The sequence below is a fragment of the Streptomyces bobili genome (assembly GCF_002154575.1).
Lineage (GTDB): Bacteria > Actinomycetota > Actinomycetes > Streptomycetales > Streptomycetaceae > Streptomyces > Streptomyces bobili.
In genome coordinates this window covers 1-25,788 of sequence record NZ_MUBA01000223.1, presented here as the reverse complement: position 1 = coordinate 25,788, position 25,788 = coordinate 1, and the positions used below count along the sequence as shown (strand labels likewise).

General features: G+C 69.5%; 25 protein-coding genes and 1 pseudogene. 15 read left to right on the top strand and 11 right to left on the bottom strand.

Annotation, left to right across the window (positions count from 1 at the left end; translation table 11 throughout):
• Positions 1-229 precede the first annotated feature (229 nt).
• On the bottom strand, positions 230-1,204 hold the full coding sequence (locus BZL64_RS19015) for an AraC family transcriptional regulator (RefSeq protein WP_167396166.1): 975 nt from the start codon (positions 1,202-1,204) through the stop codon (positions 230-232).
• 82 nt (positions 1,205-1,286) lie between these two features.
• Between BZL64_RS19015 and BZL64_RS19010 the strand changes: the two genes are divergently transcribed.
• The 9 genes from BZL64_RS19010 to BZL64_RS18970 all read left to right on the top strand — a co-directional run bounded on the left by BZL64_RS19010 (position 1,287) and on the right by BZL64_RS18970 (position 13,103).
• Positions 1,287-2,123, top strand: a complete 837-nt coding sequence (locus BZL64_RS19010) for an NAD(P)H-binding protein (RefSeq protein WP_086770390.1) — start codon at positions 1,287-1,289, stop codon at positions 2,121-2,123.
• Between the two features lie 475 nt (positions 2,124-2,598).
• Positions 2,599-2,862 carry a hypothetical protein gene (locus BZL64_RS39560; RefSeq protein WP_143663214.1) on the top strand — a complete coding sequence of 88 codons (264 nt, stop codon included), beginning with the start codon at positions 2,599-2,601 and terminating at the stop codon, positions 2,860-2,862.
• A gap of 362 nt (positions 2,863-3,224) precedes the next feature.
• Positions 3,225-4,754, top strand: coding sequence for an MFS transporter (locus tag BZL64_RS19000; protein ID WP_086770388.1), 1,530 nt, complete (start codon positions 3,225-3,227; stop codon positions 4,752-4,754).
• A gap of 26 nt (positions 4,755-4,780) precedes the next feature.
• Entirely contained in the window at positions 4,781-5,329 is a 549-nt protein-coding gene (locus tag BZL64_RS18995) for a winged helix-turn-helix transcriptional regulator (protein ID WP_244205399.1), read from the top strand.
• Complete coding sequence (locus BZL64_RS18990) at positions 5,326-6,591, top strand: LLM class flavin-dependent oxidoreductase (RefSeq protein WP_086770387.1); 1,266 nt, start codon at positions 5,326-5,328, stop codon at positions 6,589-6,591. Before BZL64_RS18995 ends, BZL64_RS18990 begins: the two co-directional genes overlap by 4 nt.
• A 63-nt stretch (positions 6,592-6,654) precedes the next feature.
• Complete coding sequence (locus BZL64_RS18985) at positions 6,655-7,320, top strand: siderophore-interacting protein (RefSeq protein ID WP_208639471.1); 666 nt, start codon at positions 6,655-6,657, stop codon at positions 7,318-7,320.
• A gap of 94 nt (positions 7,321-7,414) precedes the next feature.
• Positions 7,415-10,444 carry an AfsR/SARP family transcriptional regulator gene (locus BZL64_RS18980; protein ID WP_107430316.1) on the top strand — a complete coding sequence of 1,010 codons (3,030 nt, stop codon included), beginning with the start codon at positions 7,415-7,417 and terminating at the stop codon, positions 10,442-10,444.
• A gap of 923 nt (positions 10,445-11,367) precedes the next feature.
• The gene (locus BZL64_RS18975) at positions 11,368-12,021 is read left to right on the top strand and encodes a carboxylesterase family protein (RefSeq protein WP_244205398.1); all 654 of its coding nucleotides are present in this window, start codon (positions 11,368-11,370) and stop codon (positions 12,019-12,021) included.
• Positions 12,022-12,080: 59 nt separating this feature from the next.
• Positions 12,081-13,103, top strand: coding sequence for an alcohol dehydrogenase catalytic domain-containing protein (locus tag BZL64_RS18970; protein WP_086770384.1), 1,023 nt, complete (start codon positions 12,081-12,083; stop codon positions 13,101-13,103).
• A gap of 246 nt (positions 13,104-13,349) precedes the next feature.
• Here the strand turns inward: BZL64_RS18970 and BZL64_RS18965 are convergent, their stop codons facing one another.
• Positions 13,350-13,970 carry a TetR/AcrR family transcriptional regulator gene (locus BZL64_RS18965; protein ID WP_086770383.1) on the bottom strand — a complete coding sequence of 207 codons (621 nt, stop codon included), beginning with the start codon at positions 13,968-13,970 and terminating at the stop codon, positions 13,350-13,352.
• A gap of 124 nt (positions 13,971-14,094) precedes the next feature.
• Here BZL64_RS18965 and BZL64_RS18960 point away from each other — a divergent pair, with 124 nt between their 5' ends.
• Positions 14,095-15,087, top strand: coding sequence for an aldo/keto reductase (locus BZL64_RS18960; RefSeq protein ID WP_086770382.1), 993 nt, complete (start codon positions 14,095-14,097; stop codon positions 15,085-15,087).
• Between the two features lie 246 nt (positions 15,088-15,333).
• Positions 15,334-15,696, top strand: coding sequence for a cyclophilin-like fold protein (locus tag BZL64_RS18955; RefSeq protein ID WP_086770381.1), 363 nt, complete (start codon positions 15,334-15,336; stop codon positions 15,694-15,696).
• Between the two features lie 28 nt (positions 15,697-15,724).
• Here the strand turns inward: BZL64_RS18955 and BZL64_RS18950 are convergent, their stop codons facing one another.
• Positions 15,725-16,570, bottom strand: a complete 846-nt coding sequence (locus tag BZL64_RS18950) for a helix-turn-helix domain-containing protein (RefSeq protein WP_244205397.1) — start codon at positions 16,568-16,570, stop codon at positions 15,725-15,727.
• Positions 16,571-16,794: 224 nt separating this feature from the next.
• Between BZL64_RS18950 and BZL64_RS18945 the strand changes: the two genes are divergently transcribed.
• From BZL64_RS18945 to BZL64_RS18930, 4 genes are read left to right on the top strand one after another with little or no spacing between them, the layout of a single operon-like run.
• The gene (locus BZL64_RS18945) at positions 16,795-17,190 is read left to right on the top strand and encodes an MmcQ/YjbR family DNA-binding protein (protein WP_086770379.1); all 396 of its coding nucleotides are present in this window, start codon (positions 16,795-16,797) and stop codon (positions 17,188-17,190) included.
• Positions 17,187-17,555: an MmcQ/YjbR family DNA-binding protein gene (locus tag BZL64_RS18940; protein ID WP_086770378.1), complete on the top strand. Its 369-nt coding sequence runs from the start codon at positions 17,187-17,189 to the stop codon at positions 17,553-17,555. Before BZL64_RS18945 ends, BZL64_RS18940 begins: the two co-directional genes overlap by 4 nt.
• Positions 17,556-17,611: 56 nt before the next feature.
• A complete protein-coding gene (locus BZL64_RS18935; RefSeq protein WP_279634603.1) occupies positions 17,612-17,797 on the top strand; it encodes an SDR family oxidoreductase in 186 nt (61 codons plus the stop codon).
• A 33-nt stretch (positions 17,798-17,830) separates the two neighbouring features.
• On the top strand, positions 17,831-18,517 hold the full coding sequence (locus tag BZL64_RS18930; protein ID WP_086770377.1) for a TetR/AcrR family transcriptional regulator: 687 nt from the start codon (positions 17,831-17,833) through the stop codon (positions 18,515-18,517).
• 421 nt (positions 18,518-18,938) lie between these two features.
• Here the strand turns inward: BZL64_RS18930 and BZL64_RS18925 are convergent, their stop codons facing one another.
• The 8 genes and pseudogenes from BZL64_RS18925 to BZL64_RS18890 form a co-directional block, all read right to left on the bottom strand.
• Positions 18,939-19,352: a PIN domain nuclease gene (locus BZL64_RS18925; protein WP_086770376.1), complete on the bottom strand. Its 414-nt coding sequence runs from the start codon at positions 19,350-19,352 to the stop codon at positions 18,939-18,941.
• Entirely contained in the window at positions 19,349-19,564 is a 216-nt protein-coding gene (locus tag BZL64_RS18920) for a type II toxin-antitoxin system VapB family antitoxin (RefSeq protein ID WP_031047790.1), read from the bottom strand. Before BZL64_RS18920 ends, BZL64_RS18925 begins: the two co-directional genes overlap by 4 nt.
• Before the next feature lie 721 nt (positions 19,565-20,285).
• Complete coding sequence (locus BZL64_RS18915; protein WP_086770375.1) at positions 20,286-21,053, bottom strand: enoyl-CoA hydratase-related protein; 768 nt, start codon at positions 21,051-21,053, stop codon at positions 20,286-20,288.
• 36 nt (positions 21,054-21,089) lie between these two features.
• Positions 21,090-22,379, bottom strand: a complete 1,290-nt coding sequence (locus BZL64_RS18910) for a ferredoxin reductase domain-containing protein (protein WP_086770374.1) — start codon at positions 22,377-22,379, stop codon at positions 21,090-21,092.
• Positions 22,379-24,028: an amino acid adenylation domain-containing protein gene (locus BZL64_RS18905; RefSeq protein WP_086770373.1), complete on the bottom strand. Its 1,650-nt coding sequence runs from the start codon at positions 24,026-24,028 to the stop codon at positions 22,379-22,381. The genes BZL64_RS18910 and BZL64_RS18905 overlap by 1 nt, the downstream gene beginning before the upstream one ends.
• A 652-nt stretch (positions 24,029-24,680) precedes the next feature.
• Positions 24,681-24,852: pseudogene (locus BZL64_RS18900) on the bottom strand (TetR family transcriptional regulator); the annotation flags it as partial.
• The gene (locus BZL64_RS18895; protein WP_244205396.1) at positions 24,813-25,478 is read right to left on the bottom strand and encodes a hypothetical protein; all 666 of its coding nucleotides are present in this window, start codon (positions 25,476-25,478) and stop codon (positions 24,813-24,815) included. The pseudogene BZL64_RS18900 and the gene BZL64_RS18895, both read right to left, overlap by 40 nt.
• 25 nt (positions 25,479-25,503) lie before the next feature.
• On the bottom strand, positions 25,504-25,788 hold a 285-nt coding region (locus BZL64_RS18890), incomplete at its 5' end, for a peptidoglycan-binding domain-containing protein (RefSeq protein ID WP_143663210.1).

Sequence of the window (25,788 nt, the reverse complement as noted above, 5' to 3'; positions counted from 1 at the left end):
CAGGGGCCGGGCAGGGGCCGGGACGACGCGGGCGTAGCCGTGCCGAGGGTGTCCCCGGGCTGGTTCGTTGTCTCATGTGCTTGCTCTGCGCGCCGCTCGATGCCAGCCAGAGGGCTGGCCGCCTGGGTGCCGTTGTCGCGCGTTGAGGCGAGTGTGAGCAGGTGACCGAGAGAGTGCGCCCTGTGGAGGCGTCGAAACGGCATCGGGAGCGCACGGGTTCCCCGAGGTGTCAGGTCTTCGCCCGTGGCTCCCGTATCCGGTACGCGTTCGGGCTGACGCCATGTTCCCGCTTGAACGCGGCGCTCAGGGCGAAGGCGTTGGAGAAGCCGACGCGGTCCGCCACCCGGGCGAGCGTCGCGTCGGGCTCGCGCAGGAGCTCGGCGGCCAGAGCGAGGCGCCGTTGCCGTAGGTAGGTCATCGGCGGCCGGCCGACCAGGGCGGTGAAGCGGCGGGCCAGGTTCGCCCGGGACACTCCGGCCTCGGCCGCCAGGGCGGGCAGTGTCCAGGGGCGGGCGGGGTCGGCCTGCAGCAGGCGCAGGACGGGACCGACCACGGGATCGCTTTGGGACTGGTACCAGCCGGGGATCTGGGCGCCGGGGCGGGTCAGCCAGGCCCGCAGGGCGGTGATGAGCATCAGGTCCAGCGTCCGGTCCAGGAGGATCTGCTGCCCGGGCTCCTCGCGGGTGATCTCCTCGAAGACTGCCGGGCTCACCGGGCAGGTACCCAGTTCGGCTTCGACGACGGCCAGCGGCGGCAGCGCCGCCAGCAGCCGGCTCGGCACGCCGTGATCGGCGGGGTAGAGGCCGCTCAGGAGGAGCGTGCCGGCAGGCTCTGTCGTGCCCGAGGGGGGCGCGTCCGCAGTTCGCGCGGCGATCGACTCCTCGCCCCGCACGGTCGTGCAGCGACCTCCTGAGCGGATCACCACGTCTGGCTCGGTGGCCGGGTCGTCCGCGATCACATACGGGGCGCCACCGCAGAACACGGCGACATCTCCGGGGCCGAGCCGCGCCGGATCCGCGTCCTGCGGAATGACCCAGACAGAGCCGCGCAGGAGTACTGCCAACGCCAGCGGAGAGCCGTCTTCGAAGCGAGCGGCCCAGGACCTGGGGAAGGCCGACCGGTTGAAGACCGCGCCACTGGTCCTTACCCCGTTCAGCAAGTCCGTCAGCGGATCCGTGCTGGTCAGCGTCATGGGATCCTCCATGCCGGTCAGCGTAGACGAACGGGTATGGACTTGAGTTGGCACGGCATGGTCGGGGCGGGCAGTAGCTGGTTCAGTCGAATTCATGAACGACGAGACGATCCTGGTGACAGGGGCTACGGGCAAGACCGGCCGCCGAGTTGTGCGGCTGTTGGAGGAGCGGGGCACGACGATCCGCGCGGCGTCCCGTTCCGGTACGCCGTCCTTCGACTGGACCGATCGGAACACCTGGGAGCTGGCACTGCTCGGGGTGGGGGCCGTGTACCTCGTCGTCCCCGACCTCGGCAGCCCGCAGGCCACGGAGACTGTCGCCGCATTCGCCCGGCAGGCTGCGGCGGCAGGGGCCCGGCGAGCAGTGCTGCTGTCCATGCCCGCGGGCGGGGGCCCGGACTACGAGCAAGTCCTTGCCGCGGAGCGGACGCTGGAGCATGCGGGCCTGGAGCGGACCGTGCTGCGGCCGCGGTGGTTCTTCCAGAACTTCAGCGAGGACTTCCTGCATGAACCCGTACTGAGCGGCGAGGTACGGCTGCCGGCTGGGGACGGCAAGGAGGCCTTCGTCGACGCCGAGGACATCGCCGAGGTGGCGGTCGCCGCCCTCACCGAGGACAGGCACGCCGGGCGGGACTACGAACTCAGTGGGCCGCGGCTGATGACCTTCGGGGACGCGGTCGCGGAGATCGCCCGGGCCGCGGACCGTGACATCCGCTATGTGGCCTTGAGCCCGGAGGCGTACGGGGCCGAGCAGCGTGCGCAGGGCGTGCCCGAGGAATGGGTGCGTCTGTCGGTCGGCCTGTACGAACACGTCCGATCCGGCGGCCTCGACTCGCTCGACGACGGCGTTCAGCGTGCGCTCGGCCGGTCTCCCCGGGACTTCTCCGAGTACGCCGACACTGCGGCCCGGGAGGGCGTCTGGAACACCTGACCTCCCGCTGCTGCACTCAGCACGATCGGCTCTCTCGCCCGGGCGGCCTCCGCGCTCCACGACGAACCGGCGACCCGCCCCGCCGGGATGGCGCCCTGCGCTTGGTTTCTCCATTGCTAACACCCCGCTGGCACTATCTGTCGATGTCGGGAACGAAGAATTCCCGGCCGTCTCACTCGACCGCTGTTTCAGGGTCGGCAGGGTGCCGAATGCCCGACGGCCGGCCCTTCCCTGGGACGGATACGCGAAGCCATGGCGAATGCGTTCGGGGACATCCCGAATTCTTCACCGGAACAAAGCACGAACACATCAGGGCGTCAGGAGAAAAGTCATGGAGGCGACGGAGGCCGTGGTCGTCGGCAGTGGTCCGACCGGACGCTTGCTGCCGGACTCGCGCCGCCGCTGTGGTGGCGCCGTAGGCTGTCCGAGCGCCGCGTCCAGGTCAGGGCTCTCAGCCCACAGCCTGTACAGCGAGGTGCTCGACCTGCGCGGTCCACTCGACGACGCGCAGCAGCGTGTCATCGCCGCCGGCGCCGATTGGCACTTCGCCAGGCTGGTGCCGTTCGGTGACGACGGCCGGCCCGGCGTCACCGCCCGAACCTGGCGTTCGTCGCCGCAGGCCGCCCATGGGCCGATCGTTCGACGTGGTCCGGGTGCCGACGCCCTCACCGGTGAGGGCGTCGGCGCGTTCCAGCCGCCCGGACGGCCATGTCCGCCGGAACCCTCCGGCCAAGCGTGACCTGAAGGCCGCCCTGCCCTCGTGGCTCGGTGCTCCCACCTGGCACGGAGTTGCCCGTCCGGCCGCCGGTCGTGCGTTCCCGGAAGTATTTCGCGTTTGGCAATCCGGTCAGGTTTATGTGCACGGAGTATGTCTTTCCTCAGCTGTTTTGCTCACATGTTGGCCTGCTCGTCAAGCCTGAAAACAATCACATCGCAACCGGTCCTCGCAGTGCTATATCAGTTGCAGCCGGGTGTTAGTGTCCCGTCCCGATGTCAGGGCCGTACACCAGTCCCGCCGGAATTGGATTTGACAATCCAGGTTTGTTCCTTGTCCGGGTGAATCCATTTTCCGCCTCCCCCCGTCGTCCCTTGGAGCTCCCCTTGTCTGCCGACAGCACCACCACCCCCGCGCAGCCGGGTACCGACACGTCCGGGGCCTCCCCCGGCGGCCGGCACCTCGGCCTGGCGCTCTTCGTGATCGCCGCGGCCCAGCTGATGGTCGTCCTCGACAACACCATCACCAACATCGCACTGCCCAGCATCCAGACCGACCTGGACGTGTCCGACGCGAACCTGGCCTGGATCGTCAACGCCTACGCGCTCGCCTTCGGCGGTCTGCTGCTGCTCGGCGGGAAGGCAGGCGACCTCTTCGGCCGACGCCGTATGTTCCAGGTCGGCATCATCGTCTTCACCCTCGCCTCCCTGCTGGGAGGCCTGGCCCCGAACGAAGGTCTGCTCATCGGCGCCCGCGTCCTGCAGGGCATCGGCGCCGCGATCGCCGCGCCCAGCGCACTGGCCCTGATCACCACCACCTTCCCCGCGGGCAAGCCACGCAACACGGCGATGGGCGTGTACGCCGCGATGGCAGGTGTCGGCGCCACCGTCGGCCTGCTGCTCGGCGGCATCCTCACCGACGGACTCGACTGGCGCTGGGTGTTCTTCGTCAACATCCCGATCGGCCTCGCCGTCCTCGCCGGCACCAAGACCCTGGTCGAAGCCGAACGCCACCCCGGCCGCCTGGACATCCCCGGCGCGATCACCGGCACCGGCGGTCTGATAGCCCTGGTCTACGGCATCACCCGCGGCGGCGAACACGGCTGGACCAACAGCCTCACCCTGGTCTCCTTCGCCACAGCGGCGGTGCTGCTCGTCGCGTTCCTGTTCCTCCAGGCGCGCGTGGCGGACCCGATGATGCCGCTGCGCCTGTTCAAGGACCGTACGCGCTCCGGCAGTTACGCCACGATGCTGTTCATCGGCGCGGGCATGTTCGCCACCTTCTACTTCCTGACTCTCTACATGCAGCTGATCCTCGGCTACAGCGCGGTCAAGACCGGCTTCGCCTATCTGCCTTTCAGCGTCGGCATGGCGGCCGCCGCGGGCATCAGCTCCAAGCTGGTCACCCACGTCGCACCGCGGCTGATCGCAGGCCCCGGCCTGATGGGCGCGGCAGGGGGCATGTTCTGGTTCGCCACCCTGGAGCCCGACTCCTCGTACGTCGCGCACCTGATGCCCGCGATGTTCGTCACCGCCCTGGGCCTGGGGATGGCCTTCGTCCCGATGACGGTGACGTCGGTGAGCGGCGTGGACCACTTGGACACGGGCGTCGCCTCGGCGTTGCTGAACACCGCCCAGCAGATCGGCGGCGCGCTCGGTCTCGCGGTCCTGTCGACGATCTCCACCTCGGCGGCCGACGACAAGCTCCCTGAGGCGGCCTCCAGCCTCTACCGGGGCCTGGCCACCAAGGACTTCGGTCTGGTGTCGAAGGCGGGCGATGCGCTGACGCACGGCTACACCATGGCCTTCGTCGCTTCGGGAGCCATGTTCCTGGCGGGCCTGGTGGTCGCGGGCCTGGCCGTCAACGCGGGCAAGCAGCAGCACGCCGAAGGCGCCGCGCCCGTCCACATGGGCTGACCTCACGAAGAGCGGTGCCCTCGTCCATGGGGGCCGACGCCGGCAAGGGCGCGGCCCGGCGAACACGGGCCGACTCCCGACCCGGCCACGACGACGACGTACGGCGGCGGCGCCGGACCACGACGCCTCCGCCGTACCGGAGCGGACACACCATGACCACCCCACAGCGTTCTCAGCCCGCACACCGGCCCGAACCGCAGCAGCCTGCCGGGCCCGTCCCGGCCCTCGCCCGGGCCTTCGCCCTGCTGGGCGGAGGCTGGACCGGCCTGATCCTGGCTGCCCTGGCCAAGGGCCCGATCGGCTTCACCCAGGTGCGCGAGCGGGTCCCCGGCATCAGCGACAGCATGCTCGTCGACCGCCTCCAGGAACTGACCACGGTCGATCTCGTCAACCGCACCGTCCGGCCCGGACCACCGACCCGCACCCTCTACGCCCTCACGCCTCACGGAAACGCCTTCCTGATCCCCCTGGCCGCCCTCCTCGTGTGGGCGGAGGAACACCTCCCGGCGAGCGGCTCGCCCACATCGGGAGCGTTCTGGGGCGGTCACGGCGCCCACCCCGAGGAGACACCGTGAAAACACTGGTCTGGTGCAGCAGCGCCATCCCCGTGACCCCCTCGGAGCGGCACTCCGGGCGCCCGATCGGCCGGGACGTGCACGCCTACCAGGCCATGCTGCGCAACTACGAGGACATCGCCCGCTGGGCCGACGCGTTCGGCTTCGACGGCTTCGGCAGCACGGAGAACCACTTCCAGACCGAGGGCGGCGAGAACATGCCCAACAGCCTGCTGCTCTACGCGAAGCTCGCGGCGCAGACCCGGCAGATCATGTTCACTCCCATGTCCATCGTCCTCCCCGCCCATAACCCCGTGCGCGTCGCCGAGGACCTCGCCCTGTTCACCCACATGTTCCCCGGCCGGCTCGGCGTCGCCTTCGCCCGCGGCCACCAGACCCGCTGGATGCAGACCCTCGCCCAGGACGATGCCATCGTCTCCCACCACCCCGGTTCCGACGCCCGCAACCGGGAGATCTTCGACGAGTACCTCTCCATCGTGGAGCAGGCCTGGACCGAGGACTCCTTCCAGCACCAGGGAAAGCACCACCAGGTGCCCTACCCGGCCGGCGGCATCCACAACTGGCCGCTCGCCGACTGGACCCGCACCTACGGCGGCCCGGACGAGGTCGACGCCGGCGGCACCGTGCGCCGGATCGGAGTCGTGCCCAAGCCCCTGCACAAGCCCACGGTCTTCATTCCCACCAGTGCCACCCCGCGGACCGTCATCGACGCCGCCCGCCACCAACGCACCCTGCTGCTCACCGCCGGCAGCCGGGAGAAGGTGCGCTCGATCGCCGAGCTGTACCGCGACACCGCCCGCGCGCACGGCCGCGACCTGCGGCTCGGCGAGGGCACGGGCGTCGTCGCGAAGGTCTTCCTCGGCGACACGTTCAACGAGGCGTTCGACCTCGCTGTCCAGACCTCGGGCTACTGGTTCCAGACCGTATTCCAGGCGTTCGGCCTCAACGAGGGACTGCGCACTGCGTCCGACGATCCCCACCGCAGGCTGCACCTGGACGACGCACGGGCGCTGACCCGCCGCATGTACGAGTCGGGACTGCTCCTGTGCGGCACCGCGGACCAGGTCCAGGACCAGATGAAGGAGATCTACGCGGTCTACGGCGGCGGCCAACTGGACTGGTTCGTCTGGGAGTTCTGGGCACAGGCGCTGCCCGGTGAGCATGCACCGGACATCCAACGCGAGCAACTGAAGACCTATGCCGAGCAGATCATGCCGGCTTTCCGCGACACCGTCTCCTCCACCTTCACCGACAAGGAATGACCGATGCCCAGACTGCCCGCGCCCCTCGCCCGGATGATCGAGACTCGTGGTAGACCGTGCGCGGTGATCGACATAGAGGATTTGTCGCCGTCGTTCCGGCGGGTGCACCTCATCGGCGAAGATTTGCAGGGGCACGAATGGGCGCCGTGCCAAGTGACCACGTTCCTGGTCTCGCCGACCGAGTTCCGGCGTTACACCCCGGACGCGTTCGACGCGATGGCGGGGCGGATGTCCATTCTGTTCTACCGGCACAGCGTCGCAGTAGCGGGCCCCCCTTCGCCGGGCGATGCGTGGCTGGACGATCTCGGGGTCGGCGACCTGGTCAGCGCCATGGGGCTGGAGGCGACTCGGAGCTTCAGGGCACGTGCCGAGCCAGGAACTGTGTTCGTGTGCGGCGACGGCACCACGGTGGGATTGTGGCACTCGATGATCCGCTGGCTGGGCGACCAGGCCCGGGTGTGCGGCGTGGTCGAAGTGCCCCTCCAGGACGTATCGCTGGTGCGGTACCTCCTGCCCGGCGTGGACGTCGTCGCGCAGACCGAGCAGCCGGGGGAGACGGTGTTGTCCTGGCTGGGCGACGCTCCGCCCGGGGAGATCACCCGCGCCTACCTGTCCGGGCACGGGCAGACCATCCAGCGCGCCCGCGACCTGGTCCGCGACCGGTATGGCCTGCACCGGTCCGTCATCCACACGCAGCCGTACTGGGCGACCGGAAAGGTCGGCTTGTGACCAGCGGCCTCGTCACGTCCCTGGTTAGACTGCACCGCTGATGAGGGCCTTGACGCGGCCAAGCCCTGGCAAGCCCTCCAGCGGTGAGGTGGCCATGGACGACCCCCGACAGACGGTGCCGGACGCCGTAGGTCTCATCCAGCACAAGGTCTCGGTTCCGGACGCACCAGAACGCATGGTCCCGCGGCCGAGGATCGAGCGAGCCCTCGGCATGCTCATCGAGCGACGGCAAGTGGTGCTCGTACTGGCGACGGCGGGGGCGGGCAAGACCATCGCCATCAGTCAGGCGACGGCGCACCTGCCCCACCCCGTGGCGTGGCTGTCGGTCGACGCGACCGACACGCGGCCGGGACGCCTGCTCGCCTACCTCGAAGACACACTGGCACGGCACGTGCCGGCCGCCCACCAGGTGGCGACCCGCGCACTGCGCGCGGGCATCCCGCATACCGAGTCCGCCGGGCTGCTCGCCGAGTCCCTGAAAGGGCACCGACTGGTGCTCGTCCTCGACAACCTGGAACGCCTCGGAGTGTCGGGAGACGGATGGGAGGCGCTCGGCGCGTTCCTGCACTACCTGCCGCGAACGGCGCGCGCGGTCCTGCTCAGCCGACGTGACATCCCGGCGGCGATTCACCGGGAACTCGACCCGACCTCGGTGGCCTCGCTCCGGGAGGAAGACCTCGCCTTCACCGTCGAGGAGGCGGCCGACGCGCTGAGGCTCAACGACAACACCACGATCGACGCGGCCGAGGCGGTGTCCGCGACGGGCGGCTGGGTCACCGGTGTGCTGTTCGAAGCCTGGCGCTCCGAGGAGCACACCGCGATCGTCGGAGGCGAGGCCGACCCGCTGCACGGCTACATCGCCTCCCGAATCCTCGCGGAACTGCCCCGCGCAGACCGGGACTTCCTCGTGACGACCTCCGTCCTCGACGCGGTGACCTCCGAACGTGCCAGGGCACTCGGGCTGGACAGTCCCGCGCGGCGGATGCAGTCGCTGAGGTCGGTCCGCCTGCCCGCCGTCTGGTCACCGGACGGGCGCATGATGCGCTGCCATCCGCGACTACGAGAGTTCCTGGTGGAGCAGCTCAGCCGTCGCGACGAGGAGGAACTGCGCCGGATCCGCCGGGCCCACGGCACGCTACTGGCCGGCGAAGGCCACGACGAGGAGGCCACCGAGGTACTGCTGCAGGCCGGTGACGTCGCCGCGGCACGCGCCTGCGGGGCACGCGTCGTCCGACGTGTGATCGAGCGATGGGATCTGCCCGTGGCCGAACGCTGGCTGGAGGCATTCGGCACGGCAGACGACGAGCCTCGGGAACTGACCACGGCACGACTCATGCTCGCCTGGGCCCGTGACGACTACCGAGGGGGAGTGGCCATCGCCGACGCACTCCTCGGCTCCGGCGTCCGCGACGAGGTCGCCCGGGCATCCGAGCGGGCGGCGGCGCTGATGATCTACTGCTACGCCCAGTGCGGCCGCCTGGACGATGTGGACGAACTCCTGCGGCTGGCCGACCCCGGCACAGAGGTCGCCGCGGTGCGCTACACGCTCGGGACGATCTATCCCGCGTACCGCACGGACACGCCACCGGAGCTGACAGGCGGGCCGTTCGACGCAGCGGTGCTGTTCGCGAAGTACTGGTTCGGCCACCTGACCGACCTCGACGTCTCCCTGGAGTCACACTGGGGCACCTCGCTGGCCACTCCGTGGCAGATCGGGGCGCTTCGCGCGCAAGGCCACACCCGGCGAGCCCTGGAGTTGTACGAACGAGCCCGCGACTCGGCCCCCAACCCCCTGAGCCTGCACGCGGTCGTACCAGAACTCCTGTTGGACGCCGGGCTCCCCGCCGAAGCGATCGCAACCATCGAGGAAGGCCGCAAGCTGGCCCTCGACGCCGGGGCACACGCCTGGTACCTCGGTTTCACCGAGGGGCTCGTCAGGCTCAGAATCCGTGACCACCGTGACGCCGCCGAGTCCCTGGCGATACTTGACGAGTTGGAGAGCGACCCGCTCATCGAGCGCGCGCAGCACCCCTTGGCGAAAGCGCGTGCATGGCGAGGATGGCTCTTGTTGCGCGGAGGCTCGGATGCCGACGCACTCGACTGTCTGCGTGAAGCCGTGACGCTCCTGAAGGCCGGCGGCCTCTTCCAGGAACTGCCCATCGTCGCGGTGCTCCTGGCGGAGGCGGAATGGCGCGCCGGTCACGAGGACGAGGCCGACCGCGCCGCCGACCTGGCCCTTGAGGTATCGGGCCGTCAGGACTCGCGCCATGTACTGCTTCAGATCCTCACCGAGTTCCCCGCCGTCGCGTCGCGCCGTATCGACGCCGAGGCCGAGACGGACACCCCGTGGCACACGATCGGCCGGGCTCTCGCCGCGCAGGGCGCGAACATCCAGGTCACGGAGCGGATGCCGGCGGTGACGGTCACGGAGTTCGGACGCCACGCTCTTCTCGTCGACGGCGCCGAGGCCCGCCTGCGCATCACCAAGAGCCTGGAACTGGTCTCCTACCTGAGCAGCCGGCCCGGTCGCGCCGCCGACCGCCGAGAGGTGTTGGGGGCGTTGTTCGAACGCGACGACCGATCGACCCGCGCCTACCTGCGCCAGGCCGTCCATCAGCTGAATCTGGCGCTGCCGCGGCAATTCCGCCTCATCGTCGAACAGAACAGGTTGGCTGTCGCCGAAGAGGTGGCACGAGGGTGCCAGTCGCTGCGCTTCGAGGCCGACCTCGCCCAGGCACACCGGCTGGCCGGGCGGGCCAAGTTGTCGGCGATCGAGGAGGTCCTCACCCGTCACGAGGGTGACTACCTGCCGGACCGTGTCTCGGAGTGGGCGGAGCAGCGTCGACGCGTGCTGTCCCAGCAGGCCGTCGAGGCGCTCTCGTCAGCGGCCGAACTCGCGCTGCACCTGCATCAGTACGGCGACGCCATCCGCCTGTGCGACCAGGTGACCGCCGTCGACCCGCTCCGCGAAGTGGTGTGGCGGGTACGGATGCGCGCGGCGAACGCGCTGGGCGATGACGATGGCGTCCGCACGGCGTATGTGGGCTGTGAGGAAGCGTTGGCCCGGATCGATGCGTCACCCTCTCCAAGCACTCGCAGGCTGCTCAAGCAGCTCCAGCGGTGACGGAGGAGAGGCTCCTGCCGCGGGCGAAGCGGCGAGCAGGGCGCATTGTCGTCGCTGTCGGTCGAACTGGGCGGACGCGGCTGCTCGTGGTACGCACCCAACTCATCGACCCTCAGGGGCCATTGAGGGGCCACAAGGACAGGAACAGACCGGCAAGCACTGCAAAGGGCTGACACTGATCAGCACGTCTGACCTGCAAGAACGGCGTGAATCGGCAATGATCGACAAGGGCCGCCAAGATCCTCAAAGGACTCATAATCCGCCGGCCGTGGGTTCGAGTCCCACCCGCCCCACCTGTGCAGGTTTCTTGCCTGCGGAAACGTCTCATCTGGGGTGCGGATTCAGGGTGTTGGTCCACGGGGCTGAATCCGCTGCTCGTGAGTTCGACTCTGTTGCCATCAGCGTTAGTTGAGGTCCCTCTGACCTGCGCAGACGTATCGGCCCATGGCTGGAGGATGGCGTCGTGGGTGGGCTGTGCGAGCGTCTGGATGTCGGATTCTGGACGCTGGCTGGACACGAGGATCCGGAAGTGCTGCTCAGGGACCTTCGAGTAGGCGGGCCTGCCGGGTCGGCGGGGCACGGGCGCGGTCCGAATGGCGTGAGGTCCGAGTTGGGACGCGAAAACAGCCCGTACTGGAAACGGCCCAGAGAGGACCGACAGGCGGGGCGGGAGCGGCCGGGCTGGGCGGCTCCCGCACATACAGCCGCCGGTCTTCCTGCTCATCCCGTTCCTCCCGGGGCAGCGACGGTCATCGCTCAGGCGGGACGTGGTCCGCTGCCCAGGGCCGCCGAGCGCGTGCTGCTGCTGATCGCCGACGACGTGGCGTGGCTCGACGAGGCCGACGCAGCCGTCCTCGGGTTCGTCGCACGGCGCGTCACGGACGCACAAGGTCACCCCGACGGACCTCGGAGTCCGTGGCGGGATGGACAGCAAGAGCCTCGGGGTCGTCCTGGACGCCGGACAGCCCGGCGCGGTGCTGCACGCCCACCCCATGGACGAACTTGCCTCGGGCGCACACCGTGATGTCGACGTGCTGCTGAGCATGGCCAGTGACGACATGGGCTGGTGGGTGGCGAACGACCTCGACCGGTTCGACCCGCACACCGTCGACCGCATCGTCGACGAGGTCGCCGGGTGGCGCATCCCCCGCTCCCGCGCCAAGAGGATCGTCGATGCCTACGACCAGGGCGGCCGCACCCCTGCCGAGGTCCGCGCCGCACTCCTGTCGGACTACATCTTCGGGCTCCCCGCGGCCCGCGCCGCCCTGGCGCACGCGGCGGCGGGCGGCAACGCCCATCTCCTGATGATCGGGCCCGCCGAGGGCGCACCCGCCGTGCACGGCACCGAGATGTACGCGCTGGTCGGCCAGGAGCGGCCGGGCCGCAGCGCAGAACAGGCCGAGCGTGACAAGCGTATCCGCGACATCGTGCTCGACTTCGCCACCGGCGAGCAGCCCCGGCTGTGGCCCGCTGTCACGAACCGGCCCGCCTCGGAAAGCGTCGGCAACCCTCCCTTCGAGGCCACCGCCCACTATCAGCAGGCCCTCGAGCTGTGGGAGGGCATCGACCGCCCCTGACGGGCATCGGGCGATACCCAACCGCGCACCACGGGGGCGAACAGAGTAAGGAGCCCGACATGAGCCAACCGACAGCAGTCGGCGAGGCCGCACCAGCCACGATGCGGGCCGTCGTCGTCACCCGGCCGGGCGGCCTCGACGTACTGGAGATCCAGGATGTGCCGGTGCCTGTACGCAAGCCCGGCTGGGTGCGGATCAGGGTGAAGGCGTTCGGCGTCAACGAGTCCGAGGTCACCACCCGCAAGGGCGAGTCGGATGCGGAGGTCAGCTACCCGCGTGTGCCCGGCATCGAGGGCGTCGGCGTGGTCGATGAGGCCGATGAGGACAGCGGGCTGCGGCCGGGACAGCAGGTGGCCACGATGATGGGCGGCATGGGCCGCTCCTACGACGGCACGTACGCCCAGTACGTGAGCGTCCCAGCCGGGCAGGTCATTCCGTTCGAGTCCGGTCTGCCGTGGGAGGTCGTCGGTGCGCTGCCGGAGATGTTCCAGACCGCCTACGGATCGCTGACCACCGGCCTGGACCTCAAGGCCGGGCAGACGCTGCTGATCCGCGGCGGCACCTCCACGGTCGGGCTGAGCGCGGCCACGATCGCGAAGGACCTCGGAGCCACCGTGCTGTCCACCACCCGCAGCCCCGGTCGGGCCGGGGAACTGCGGGCCGCGGGCGTCGATCATCCCCTCGTCGACAGGGGCACGATCGCCGACCAGGTGGAGGAACTGATGCCGGAGGGTGTCGACGCCGTACTGGAGCTGGTGGGCTGCTCGGTCCTCGCCGACAGTCTCCGCACCGTCCGCCGGCACGGCACGGTCTGCTTCACCGGAGCCCTGGCCGGCCAGTGGACGATCCCCGACTTCAGCCCGTTCATGATCCCCAGCGGGGTGCGGCTGACGTCCTACGGCGGTCAGGCCGCCGACCTCCCGGCCGACGTCTTCGCTCACCAGCTCCAGGCCATCGCCGCAGGACGCCTCAACGTCCCGGTCGCGAAGGTCTACCAGGGCCTGGAACAGGTCCGTGACGCCCAGGCCGACGTCGAGTCCGGCACCACGCCGGGCAAGCACGTCGTCGTCCTGGACGACTGAGACTCGGGCAACCGAGAAACGACAACCAACCACTCCCGATGCGCGAGGGCCGACAACGTAAGCGCCGGTGAGCACGGAATCCTGACACCGCGTGAGGCGCAAGGGGCGCCCGTGCCTGCCCCAGCAGGCACCTGTTCCCCTGGCCAGGAGCTCTGATTCGTCAGCAGGACGCGCCCATGGGCAGCGGCAACGGCGGCCGGCCCGTTTCGGCAATGCTCGAGCAGGCTGCCGCCGGTCCGGGGGACCTCAGCGTGCTCGAGGGAAAAGCCGCTCGACGGCGGTCACCACCGCGGCGCGGCGGGCGGCGGTGGTGGGGTCCACGGCGTGTGCGGCGGCGGCCTCGCCGAGTTCGGGTTGTGACGCCCAGGTCGTGGCGATCTGGTTGACCAGGGCGAGGACGTCGGCCGGGTCCCAGGCGGGGTCGAGCTGTCCAGCCTGCTGCACCTGGCGGAGCAGGCCGATTTTGCGGGTGATCGCTGCCTGGGCGGGATCGTCGGCACCGGTAGCGGTGCCCTGCAGTTCGAGGCGGCCCCAGGTGATCAGGCGGTGGTGGTCTGGGCGGGCGACGAAGTAGTCGAACAGGCGGCCCGCATAGCCAGGGAGGTCGGTCGGGTCTATCTGGGTGGCCTCGGCGATGACGACATACTCCCGTGCAGCGACAGCGGCATAGAGCGCGTCCTTGCTGCGGAAGTAGGCGTAGACGCGTTCTTTGCTGGTCTTGGCGAGCTTGGCGATGCGGTCCACGCGGGCGCCGGCGATGCCGTGGCGGGCGAACTCCTCCATGGCAGCGGCAAGGATGCGCTCGCGCGTGGTGTCGCCGGCGGCGGCGGGAGCTGCGGTCTGGCCGGAGTCGCGGGACTGGGACATGGGCCCAGGATAGAGCACCGAACCGTTTGGTTTGGCATTCGGGTGATCGGCACGTAGGATCAAACGGAACAGTTCGGTTTGGCCTCTGCGGGTGAAGTCGGCGAACCACTGAGGGAGTGAACTCATGCAGCATCGCAATCTGGGCTCTCAGGGCCTGCGCGTCTCGGCGCTCGGCCTGGGGACCATGGGCATGTCCATGGCCTACGGCGCCTCGAACGACGACGAGGGCATCGCGACCATCCGCCGCGCCCACGAACTCGGGATCGACTTCTTCGACACCGCCGAGCTGTACGGCGCCGGCACCGGCAGCAACGAGATCCTCCTGGGCGAGGCGGTCAAAGACTTCCGCGACGAAGTGGTCCTCGCGACCAAGTTCGGCTTCGACATGACCGCCCCGGCGCTCAGCCCCGGCTTCAACAGCCGCCCGGAAAACATCCGCAAGGTCGCCGAGAACAGCCTGCGCTACCTGCAGAGCGACCACATCGACCTCTTCTACCAGCACATCTCCGACCCTGACGTTCCGGTCGAGGAGGTCGCCGGCGTGGTCGGCGAACTGATCGCCGAGGGCAAGGTGAAGTACTTCGGCCTGAGCAACGTCGGCCCCCAGTACATCCGCCGCGCCCACGCCGTCACCCCGGTCTCCGTGCTCCAGTACGAGTACTCGCTCTTCGAGCGGGAGGTCGAGGAGAAGATCCTTCCCGTTCTGCGGGAACTCGGCGTCGGCCTGGTGCCCTACTCCCCGCTCGGTCGCGGCTTCCTCACCGGCCAGGTCAAGCCCGCCGGCGAATACCCCGCGGACGACATGCGCAGCTGGGACGAGCGTTGGCAGGGCGAGAACTACACGTACAACCTGCACGCCACCGAGCAGCTCAAGGACCTGGCCGACACCAGGGGTATCACCGTCGCCCAGCTCGCACTGGCCTGGCTGCTCGCCCAGGGCGAGGACGTCGCGCCCATTCCCGGCACCCGCAGCACCAAGCGCCTCGAGGAGAACGCCGGCGCCGTCGACGTCCAGCTCTCCGCCGCCGATCTGGCCCGCATCGCCGAGATCCTTCCCCACGGCTCGGCAGGCAGCCGCCTCCCGGCCGCGATGCTGTCCAGCTTCACCACCGACTGAACCGCCCCTCCACGGCCCGCACGGGCCGGTCGGCAGCAGCCGGTGACGCCGCACAGGCGACGTGCGGGTCATCATCGTCAACCGGCCCGGCGGCCGGGAATGGTAAGTGAATCGACTTGCCATTTCTCGGTGATGTCGGAGTTGCCTTCACGCGGTCCGTGCCGAAGTGAAGCTCGTACCCGATGAACGCGGTGTCCGAGTCGGCCTGACGATCACTGCAACTGCACCCCGGAGAGCGGGACCCCTATGAGAATCCGGCTGACCGCCGGAGCGACCGTCCTCAACGCAACCCTCGACGACAACGCGACGGCACGCGACTTCGCCTCGCTGCTTCCGCTGACTCTGCGGATGGACGACCTGTTCAAGCGGGAGAAGTACGGTCACCTGTCCCGGTCTCTCGCCGTGGGAGGCGAGCCGCGGTTCAGCTACGAGATCGGCGACATCGCCTACTGGTCACCTGGTCCCGACATCGCCGTCTTCTATGACGACGACGGCGAGTCCATCCCCGACCCCGGCATCGTGATCCTCGGGAAAATCGACCACTTGGGGGCCGATGTCCTCAAGAAGTGCGACGGCGCGGTCGACGTCGCCATCGAGGCCATCGGCTGAGAGCCGGTCGGAAACCACCGAGATCTCGTCAGTCAAGGAGAGGAGGCGGGAGGGTCGTGGCCTCGCCGGCCGCGAAGACGGACGGGGTGAGGCCGGTTCGGTCGCGGAAGAAGCGGCCGAAGTTCGCGGGATCGGTGAAGCCGAGGTGCACGGCCACGGTCCGGGCATCCCATTGGGCGCCTCTCAGCAGCCGCCGGGCTTCGAGGAGGCGCCGCTCGTCGATGAGGTCACGTACTCCCTTGCCGGTGGCGTCTCGGGCGGCGCGGCTGAGGGTGCGGACCGAGCAGCCGAGCAACTCGGCGTAGTCCGCGGCTTGGTGCAGCTCACGGAAATGCAGCTCCAGGGCGTCCAGGAAGCGTCCGTACCGGTCGGCGCGGCTCGTGCCGGACGCGGCCGTGTCGATGGGGGCGATGCCCGGGGAGCCGGCCAGGCGCAGCAGCAGTGATTCGAGCAGGCTGCGCCGCAGGGCGTGGTGGATGTCGAGGGGGCGGCGCCCCAGTGCGCGGTGTTCGTCCAGGAGCTGGAGTGCCGTCTGCTGGAGCCAGGCGGTGTCGTCGGGGTGCGGGCTGAGCACGGCAGGGGCCTCGTGCGCGGTGAGCGGGGCCAGGAGACGGGCGATGTCGGGCCGCAGTACATCCGGTTCGAAGAGGATGAACGGGCCGCGGGCCGCGCCGGGCAGATGCCAGCACTGCACGTGTCCGGGGCGCACCCACAGCCACTGGCCGGGGGCGACGGTCCGCGTGACGTGGTCGACGTCGTGCCGCAGATCACCCTCGGTGACCGCGATGAGGTAGTGGAAGGTGGCACGGCCTGGACGGGGCGGGTTCCACGGCCAGTCGTCGTGCTGGGCGAAGAAGTCCTCGACGGTGCTCACCTCGAGGCCGTAGGGAGTACCGACCGGGGGCTGGAAACCGTACAGCGGAACCGCAGCTGGCCCGGCCGTGTTTCCGCTCGGGCTGGGGTGTCGCTTGTCGACCATCACGTGTCCGCAGCCTACCGCCCTTCCGGCCGGCTGCGGCGGAAGGATGGGACGTGCCGGCGCGCTCCGCGCCTTCTGCGATGCCGCAGCCCGTCACCACCTGAGGAGGCTCACCGCCCATGAATGGATCGGCCTTGCACAAGACCGCCGCCGACTGCGCGGAGGAACTCCCCGGGGCCCAGCTGGAGCACCCCTTCGGCCCCGACTGGGAGGTCTACAAGGTGCGCGGCAAGGTGTTCATGCTGATGACCGACGTCCCGGGGCGGCCCGTCGTGATCCTCAAGGCGGACCCCGGAGAGGCCCACGCCCTGCGGGAGCAGTACAGCCACATCACCCCCGGCTATCACATGAACAAGAAGCACTGGATCACCCTGGAGAGCGGAGAAGGCGTCGACGAGGACCTCGTCAGGGAGCTTGTCACCGACTCCTATCGTCTCGTCGTCGCTCACCTGCCCAAGGCCGAGCGGCCTGTCGACCCGCACACCTACGGCACCGGCACGCGGGCGGCCCGTTGAGCGCGGCGGGTGAGTGGCTCCAGGGCACCGCCCGCCGGGCGGCCCTGGCTCTTCCCGGCGGCAGCCACGGCCATCCCTTCACCCCGGGACTCGACGTGTACAAGGTCGCGGGGAAAGTGTTCCTGATCGTCACCGACGACCCGGACGAACAGATCATCACGGTCAAGTGCGAACCCGAACACGCCCGTGCTCACGTACGCGGCTACGCCTCGATCACACCGGGCCGCTATCTCGACAAACGCCACTGGATCTCACTGGGGCCGGGACCCGGCATCACCGAGCGGCTGGTCACCGACGCGGTCGAAGATTCCTACGACCTGGTCGCCGAGCGGCTGCCGGGACGCGACCGCCCCAGTGCCCGATGAGCACCGCGAGCTTCCCCACGAGCGGCTGAGCGACACCTGTCAGTGCCCAGTGCCCAGTGCCCAGTGCCCAGTGCCCCGCGCAGCGGGCGGCGGTCCTGGAGGGGATCAGCGCCGGCATCCCGCTCGGTCGCATGGGCCTGCCCGAGGAGGTCGCGGAAGCGGTCGTGTACCTGGCCTCCGACGCCTCCGCCTTCGCGGTGGGCCAGGACCTTATCCTGGACGGCGGCCAGATTGTCCTCTGACAGCGAGGACGCGGCCGGAAGACGGGCGAGGGCATGTCGGTGGAGGACCGAGCGGCAACCGGTGGCGACACGTGCCAGGCCGGATATCACGCGCAGATCAAAGAGGAGAACCGCGCGCGCATCATCCGCGCCGCCCGCGACCTCTTCCTCGCCCGGGGATACGACAAGACCTCCCTCGCCCAGATCGCCAAACAGGCCCGCGTCTCCACCGGCACCCTCTTCAAGCGGTACCCCACCAAGGCCGCACTGTTCGCGGCCGTCACCTCCGAGCAATGGCAGCTGGCCGTGGAGTACGCCGCACCGCCGCCGCCCGGTGATCCCCGGTATGGTCTGGACCACATCGGCCGTGACTACGCCTGCCTGGTCGCGCGGCCCGGCACGGCCGCACTGTGTCGCCTGATCATCACCGAACTTCCCCAGATGCCGGAACTCGCCGACATCGTCGGCACCGGCTTCGCCATCGACCGCGGCCCCTTCTTCGACCGGCTCCGCGACTACCTGGAAACCGAAGCGCAGGCCGGCACACTCGACTTCCGTTCGGCCGACGGGCAGGCGCAGTCGGCATCCGCAGTGGCCGAACAGTTCCTCGGCATGATCTGCGCCCAGTTGCTGTGGCCTCAACTCGTACGGACCGACTTCGTCCCGCCCGACCCCACCGACCCCGCGATCGTGGACGAAGCCGTCGCCCTCATGCTCACCCGCTATCGCACCGGATCCTGAACCCTGGACCACCAGTTCACGTGGCAAGGACCCCGATGCGTCACCCTCCGGGACAGATGCACGTATGGGTGACTCGATCGACAACGAATGGCGGCGAGCGGCGACCGGTCCTACCAGTGACCAACAGCGGTCGACAGCTGAGCCGGGACCGTGGCCTGCCGGTACTCCTGACGTGCGACCCCGGCGTTGCGCTCGGTGGCGCGACCACCGACAAGTGATCGACGAAACACGGCGGGTGGGGACGGCAGTTCACCCGCGCGTGCCATGCCCCGGACTGGGTGCAGGCGAGGCGGTTCAGCGCGCGGGGCGGGTGCCAGGGCGCGGAAAGAGGGCCGTCCGGCAGTGGGGGAATCGCCGTGATACCGCCTCGGGTGGGCGGTCGGCGAGAGGCTTGACGCCCGTCCGTGCGGCCGCGCGGACTCTACTGCCTGAGATCGATCATGTGGACCGGCTGCCCCGTCGTGCGAGCAATGGTTTCGAAGTCGCGGTCGAAGTGGAGGAGGATGAGGCCTGCTTCTTCCGCGGCGGCGGCCACCAGGAGATCGACGGGGCCCGCACTGCGGTGTTCCCCTTTGGTGGTCAGTTGTTCCTGGACGATGCGGGAGCGGCGGTAGATGCCCTCAGGCATGGGGCAGCACGCGTAGTGGGCGTCGAGTGCAGCCTTCAGCCGCGCGCGGTCCGCGGTTGAGCGGGCGGAGTAGAGGACCTCGAGTTCCGTGATGTCGCAGATCGCGACGAGGCCGGCGCCGATCCTGTCGTCCCACTCGGTTGTGGTCTGGCGGAGCACGACGCGGGCGAGGGCGGAGGTGTCGATGAGGTAGTCGGCGACGGTCACGGCCGGTACTGGTTCTTGTTCAGGAGAATGTCGATGTCCAGGGCTCCGTCGGTCACCAGTTGCCGGGCGTCTTCGAGTGCGCGCAGGCGCCGGTAGCGGGCGGTGACCTCACGCAGGGCGGTGTTGATGGTGTCGCGCTTGGTGGTGGTGCCGAGTTCCTTGGCGGCTTCTTCCAGTGCCTCGTCGTCGAGGTCGATCACGGTGCGGCTCACGATGGCCTCCTCATGCACATTGCGGCGTATATCAATATACATGATCGATTGTATATCGACTCGCGCACCCCTGGGCGGTCCGTTTCTCGAATCCGTGGCCTTGCAGTGAGCGCGTCAGAGGAGGGGGGTGCGCCAGGGGCTTCCCGGTGGGCTCCTTTCAGCGTTCGAACTTCCAGGTGAGGCGGGAGATCGTCCTTTTCGGGATGGTCGCCTGGTCGCCGTACTGCCCCGCTCCCCGAATGTCGTAGAGGCTCTGCCTCGGCACCCGGGGAGAGCCTCCGCGCGGTTGGAAGGGGAGTCCGCTGCGGGCGGGTTCTCGCCCCGACTCTGAGCTCGCGTAATCGTCCGACAGCCCGGCGTCTCTGGCCGTTCGGGGGCGGCGTCGGGACGCAGTTGGGACGCAAGGATAGGGACGGACCGCTAAAGACTGACGGGCGGAGACATGGCGCGCCCGGTCTGACCAGCAAAAACGTCATGACCGGACACTGATCGGCAAGGGCCGCCAAGATCCCCGATGGACTCATGATCCGCCGGCCGTGGGTTCGAGTCCCACCCGCCCCACCTGTGCGGGTTTCTTGCCTGCGGAGACGTCTCAGCGGGTGTGGGGAGTCAGGGCTTTCGCCCAACGGACTGAACCCGCTGCTCGTGAGTCCGACCCCGTGGCCGATGGCGGCGGACACAGACCCCGTCCGCCGCCCCGCTCACCGGGTGGGCCGCCCCGTCAGCGCCCATTGAAGACGGGCGCCCTCTTCTCCATGAACGCGTTCATCCCCTCCCTCTGGTCCTGCGTCGCGAACAGTGCGTGGAACACGCGCCTTTCGAAAAGGAGCCCGTCGCGCAGACCGGTCTCCAGGGCCCGGTCGACCGACTCGCGGGCGGCCGTGACGGCCGGGCGGCCGTAAGAGGCGACGGTCGCGGCGGCTTCCGTGGCCTCGGTGAGGACGCGGTCGTCCGGGACCACCCGCGACACCAGGCCCGAGGCCTCCGCCTCGCGGGCGTCCATCGTGCGGCCCGTGAGGATCAGGTCCATGGCCTTGGCGCGGCCGACCAGGCGGGTGAGCCGCTGGGTGCCGCCGATGCCGGGGATCACGCCGAGCTTGATCTCCGGCTGGCCGAAGACCGCCGACTCACCCGCGACGACCAGGTCGCACATCATCGCGAGTTCGCAGCCACCGCCCAGCGCGTAGCCGTTGACCGCCGCGATCTTCGGCGTTCGGAATCCGGCGAACTCCTCCCAGCCCGCGAAGTAGTCCTCCGCCGCCATGTCCACGGCCGACCTCCCGGCCATCTCCTTGATGTCGGCACCGGCCGCGAAGACCTTCTCCGAACCGGTGACGACGAAGCAGCCGACGTCCGGGTCGCGGTCCAGCGGGCGTAGTACGTCGAGCAGCTCGGCCAGCAGCTCGCTGCTGAGGGCGTTCAGGACGTGCGGCCGGTGGAGTCGTACGGTGACCACGCGGTCATGACGGTCGATCTTGAGGGTGTTCATCGACTCTCCTTGATCTCCTTCCTTCCTGACGGCCGGTTACGAGTCCCAGATCGCGCCGTACGCGGGAATGCCCCGCCGTTCGAGACCGTGAACGACCTGCCAGGTCAGCTTCTTGTTGGAGATGCAGATGACGGCTTCGGCACCGAAGTCGCGGTACGCGGTGTACGCGAGCCGCACCATGTCCGGTTTGCCGTGCTGCGAGGTGTCCCAGACCAGTGCGTCCGGCTGGACGGCGAGGATCTCGTCGACCAGGCCGTCGCCGTAGGTCGTGCGGGGATCACGCGTCGCCCACACGAGCCGTGAGGGCACTTCGGCGGCCAGCAGATGCGGCAGGCAGGGACCGATACCGCTTCCGGTGGCGACGTAGATCACCTTGCTGAACAGGGTCTCGATATTGGCGACCCCGGCCGTGGTGATGCCCTTGACCCAGACCTTCGGGGGCATGTCGTCGATGAAGGAGCCCGTCCAGTCGCCCGCGCGGGAGATGGTCAGCCGGAAGCCGGGTTCGCCGGGTGAGGGCACGTTGGCGAAGGAGTGCCACTCGGTGAGCGGTCTGCGGCTGATGGCGGTGGACGACCCCGCGAAAGGGGTCACGCCATGGTCGAAACGGGCCAGCACGACGTGCGGGGAGGGCCGTTCGATCCGTACGTCCACCTTGCGCAGCCGCAGCCAGGGCAGGGCGACGCTGAAGGTGGCCACGGCCAGCACCCCGAGGGCGAACGGCCCTCGCACGCCCAGCAGCGTATGCGTCCAGAACAGTGCGAGGGCGCTCCAGCCGCCGAAGCGGTGGACCTTCTCGAAGTGGTCGTGGAAGCGGGAGCGGAAGGGCGGCAGGGCGGTGACGACGATGACGACGAGCAGGGCGACGAGTGCCCAACCCACAGTGACCAGCGGCAGGCCTGCGCCGTCGACGGTCGCGACGACCGCCCCCGCGAGGAACCACATCGCTCCGGCAAGTGCCCCGCCCACGTGCAGCCCGCCGAAGTGGTACACCTTCCCGAGCGTCCACCGAGCCTTCAGCGGCCAGCTCGTCGGAGCCCAGGTCGCCAGCCGGAAGAAGAGGTTGACGACGTACTGCTGCCGTACCACCACCGCGAGCGCGAGGTTCACGAGGGACGCGTAGCCGATGGTTTCGGCGTTCGGGACCCAACTCCCCGCCAGAAAAGCGATGTTGGCCAGTATTACCAGGGCCGCCAGGCGGTTGTAGTGCATCAGGCGGGGGTGCTTGAGGAGGCGGCGGGGCGCGGACGTGAGCGGGGGGAGTTCGGCGAGAGCGTGCGTTGTGCCTCCCGCCTCGGCGGACGCGGTCTCGGCGGGCGGCGTCATCAGGCCGCCCCCTCTCGTACCGCCGACACCGGCAGCAGGGGTGCCCCCTCGCCATGAACCGTCACCGGCCGCGCGGCCTCCTCCCGCTGCGTCTCCTCCCGCTGCGCCGCCAGCCGCAGCAGTGCCGCCCGGTCGACCTTGCCCCGGTCCGTCTCCGGCAGCGCGGCCAGCGGGAGGACCATGCCCGGCACGCAGTAGTACGGCAGTACGTCGGCCACCGCGCGCCGGGCCGTGTCCGGGTGGACGTCGGCCGGGCAGACAAAGGAGATCAGGCTGCGGGCGTCCCGCCTGAGTGTGACGGCGCGCGAGCAGCCCGCCACCGACTCCAGCACCGAGGAGACGGAGTCGAGTTCCACGCGGAAGCCGCGGACCTTGACCTGGTCGTCGGTACGGCCCAGATGCTCGAGTTCGCCGTCCGGCGTCCAGCGGCCGAGGTCGCGGGTACGGAACATGCGGTGTCCGCCGCCGAGGAAGGGGTCGGGGGCGTACCGCTCGGCGTTCAGCGCCTCGTTGTCCAGGTAGCCCGCCGATACGCAGTCGCCCCCGGCCCACATCTCGCCGACCTCCCCGATGGGCAGCGCACGCCGGTGCTCATCGAGTACGTACACCGTGTTGTTGGGGGTGGGGCGGCCGATCGTGAGCAGTGCGTCGTCCACGCGGTGGTGGCCCATCGTGTTGACGATCGTCGTCTCCGTGGGCCCGCAGCAGTTGTGGAAGGCGGACCGCCGGGCCCAGGCGTCCGCGAGCGGGCGCGGGCACGGCTCGCCCGCGACCGCCACCGTCCGCACCCGCGGGCAGCCGGCCGGGTCGATCCCGGACAGCACCGTCGGCGTCGCGATCAGCACGTCCGCGGTACGGGCCGCCGCCGCGACGTCCTTGCCGCGGACGACGAGCGTGCCGCCGTGGGCGAGACAGCCGAGGATCTCCCAGGCGGCCATGTCGAAGGCGATGTTGAGGAGTTGGGCGACCCGGTCACCGGGGCGGATGCCCAGGTCACCGGGCTCGGTGAGGAGGATGTTCGCGACGTTGCGGTGGGTGACCTTCACCCCGTTGGGCTTGCCGGTCGTGCCGGAGGTGAACAGGACGTAGCACCCGTCGTCGGGGAGTACGGGGCGCGCGGGGCGTACGGGCCGCTCGGGATGGACCGGCCCTTCCGTGGGGAGGCCGGCGAGATCGTCGTCGTCGATCGTGATCAGCCGGTGTCCGGTGTGTCCGGTGTCAGGCGGAGGCACCCGCAGCGTGTGCTCCGACTGAGTGAGGACGATCCGGGTTCCGGCGGTGCGGATGACGTGCCGCAGCTGGGCGGCGGGGGTGAGGCCGATGTCCTGCGGGACGTACGCGGCGCCGGCCTTCAGCGTGCCGAGCAGTCCGACGAGCATCGGGATGGAGCGGCGTACGAAGAGACCGACGTGATCGCCGGGCCGTACCCCCTCCTGTACGAGTCTGGCCGCGAGCCGGTCGGCGCGGCGGTTCAGCTCGCCGTACGTGATCGTCGTGCCCTGGTGTTCGGCGGCGACGGCGCCCGGCGCGGCGGCGGCCTGCCGTTCGACGGCGTGGTGGACGAGGGGGTCGGGGACGGGGACTTCAGGACCTTGGCCGAACTGCCGGAACAGGGCCCTGTCTTGGAGGGACAGATGGCTCAGGGGCATGCTTCACAGACCTCCTGGCTGTGGGGGGAAGATGCCTCGGGCGACTGAACGCTGACGTGCGTCGATATGTCGAGCATCGTGCGGAGGTGCGGAGGTGCGGACGTGCTGAGGTGCGAGGCCGCGGCACCGGCGTGCGGCGGCGGCTCACACAGCTTTAACGTTCAATGTGGTCCGCGTCACTGGGAAAACCAGTCACATGAATGCGCTTACTGCACATCGACAGCTTCCGCACAGGAAGGCGACAGGAACCTCAGTACCGCGTGTGTGGCGGACGCCGGCGGCAGTCCGGGGCTGACGAGTCCGCTCTCGAAGGCGATCGTGACCAGGTGGGCACCCGAAGACGCCGGTCGGGTTCGGTGGCGACGACCACTTGGCCGGCCCGCCCGTCGCCGGCGTCGGGCATCACACCGACTGCGTCGGCGCCCTGGCCGATACGGCCTACGGGGGCCGACGGTCAGGCACGGCCGTCGACCCCCGTACGCCGTGCGACAGACCCGCTCACCGGCACGCCGGCCCGGTACGCGGCCACGCCGTCCCATTCGTGATGGCTCTCGACCTGATCGGCCGGGGCGGTGTGGTCATCTCGTCGCGGTCGGACGTCACGAGGATCTGCGCCGCCCCCACCACTCCCGAGCTGGACCGTCTCTCCACCCACGGCGCGGTACAGCCCTTCCTTCGTGCCGAAGGTGTAGTGCACGGTGGGCCACCCCGAGTTCGGCGGCGATGGCCCGGGTGCTTCCGGCCGCGACGCCTTCCCTCGCCATGTAGTCGATGGCCGCTCTGATCAGCTGGGGACGGCGCTCGGCCGCGGGAACGTGAGCCATGACCGCATACCGACATACCCGATGACCGACTTAGTCTGATGAACCAGTCGTTCGGACAAGTCGGGTTCCGCGCGACTGACGAGCCGGTGTCGATGACGACGTGCTGGCCTATGTGCGCCGAGCCTGGGGCTTGTCCTGGGACACGAGGTACTGGTGGAGCTGGCCCTCGACCGTGCCGTAAAGGTGCCGGCACCGTCGTAGACCATCTTGTCGAACGTCCAGCCGCCGTCCCAGATCTTCTCGACCCCGGCGAGGGCGAGCGTCGTGTTGTTGGTCTGTACGTCCACCCGGTAGAGGTCACCGGCGATCGAGGTGACCAGGACGGTGTTGAAGTTGAGGGTCGCCATCGCCTTCGGCGTGAAGCCCAGGGCCGGTCCGATCAGTGTCTTGATCCGGTCACCGGTGTTGGGCTCGATCTGTGTGTAGGTCAGCTTGCCGTCGGACAGCGTGCCGTAGATCGACACGTCACCGGTGCACGAGGCGGCTGCCTGCGCGGCCCCGCCGGTGACCGTGACCGGTCCGAGGACATGGCGCCGACGGCGAGGGCGGCGGAGCAGCGACGGACGGTGTTGCTCAGCTTCATGGTGTTCTCCTGCGGCATGGAACTCGACGAGCGGGCGAGGCACGTCGCTCCCCTGGACAAGGGCGCCGTCAGTTCTCGTCGCGCAGGGCCGTCCAGGTGTCATGGCCGACGATGCCGTCGACGGTCAGGCCCTTGTCGCTCTGGAAGCCGCGTACGGCGGTCTCCGTGCCGGAGCCGAAGATGCCGTCGGCACCGCCGTCACCGATGCCGTAGCCGCGCCGGGAGAGCATGCACTGGACCTGGAGTACGCGTTTGCCGGTGTCGCCCTGGCGGGTGCGGCCGCTGCCGAAGTAGTGGGTGCAGTCGGTGTTCCAGGGCGCGGTCGCGGGCTCCGCGGTGGGGCTGCTCGGGGC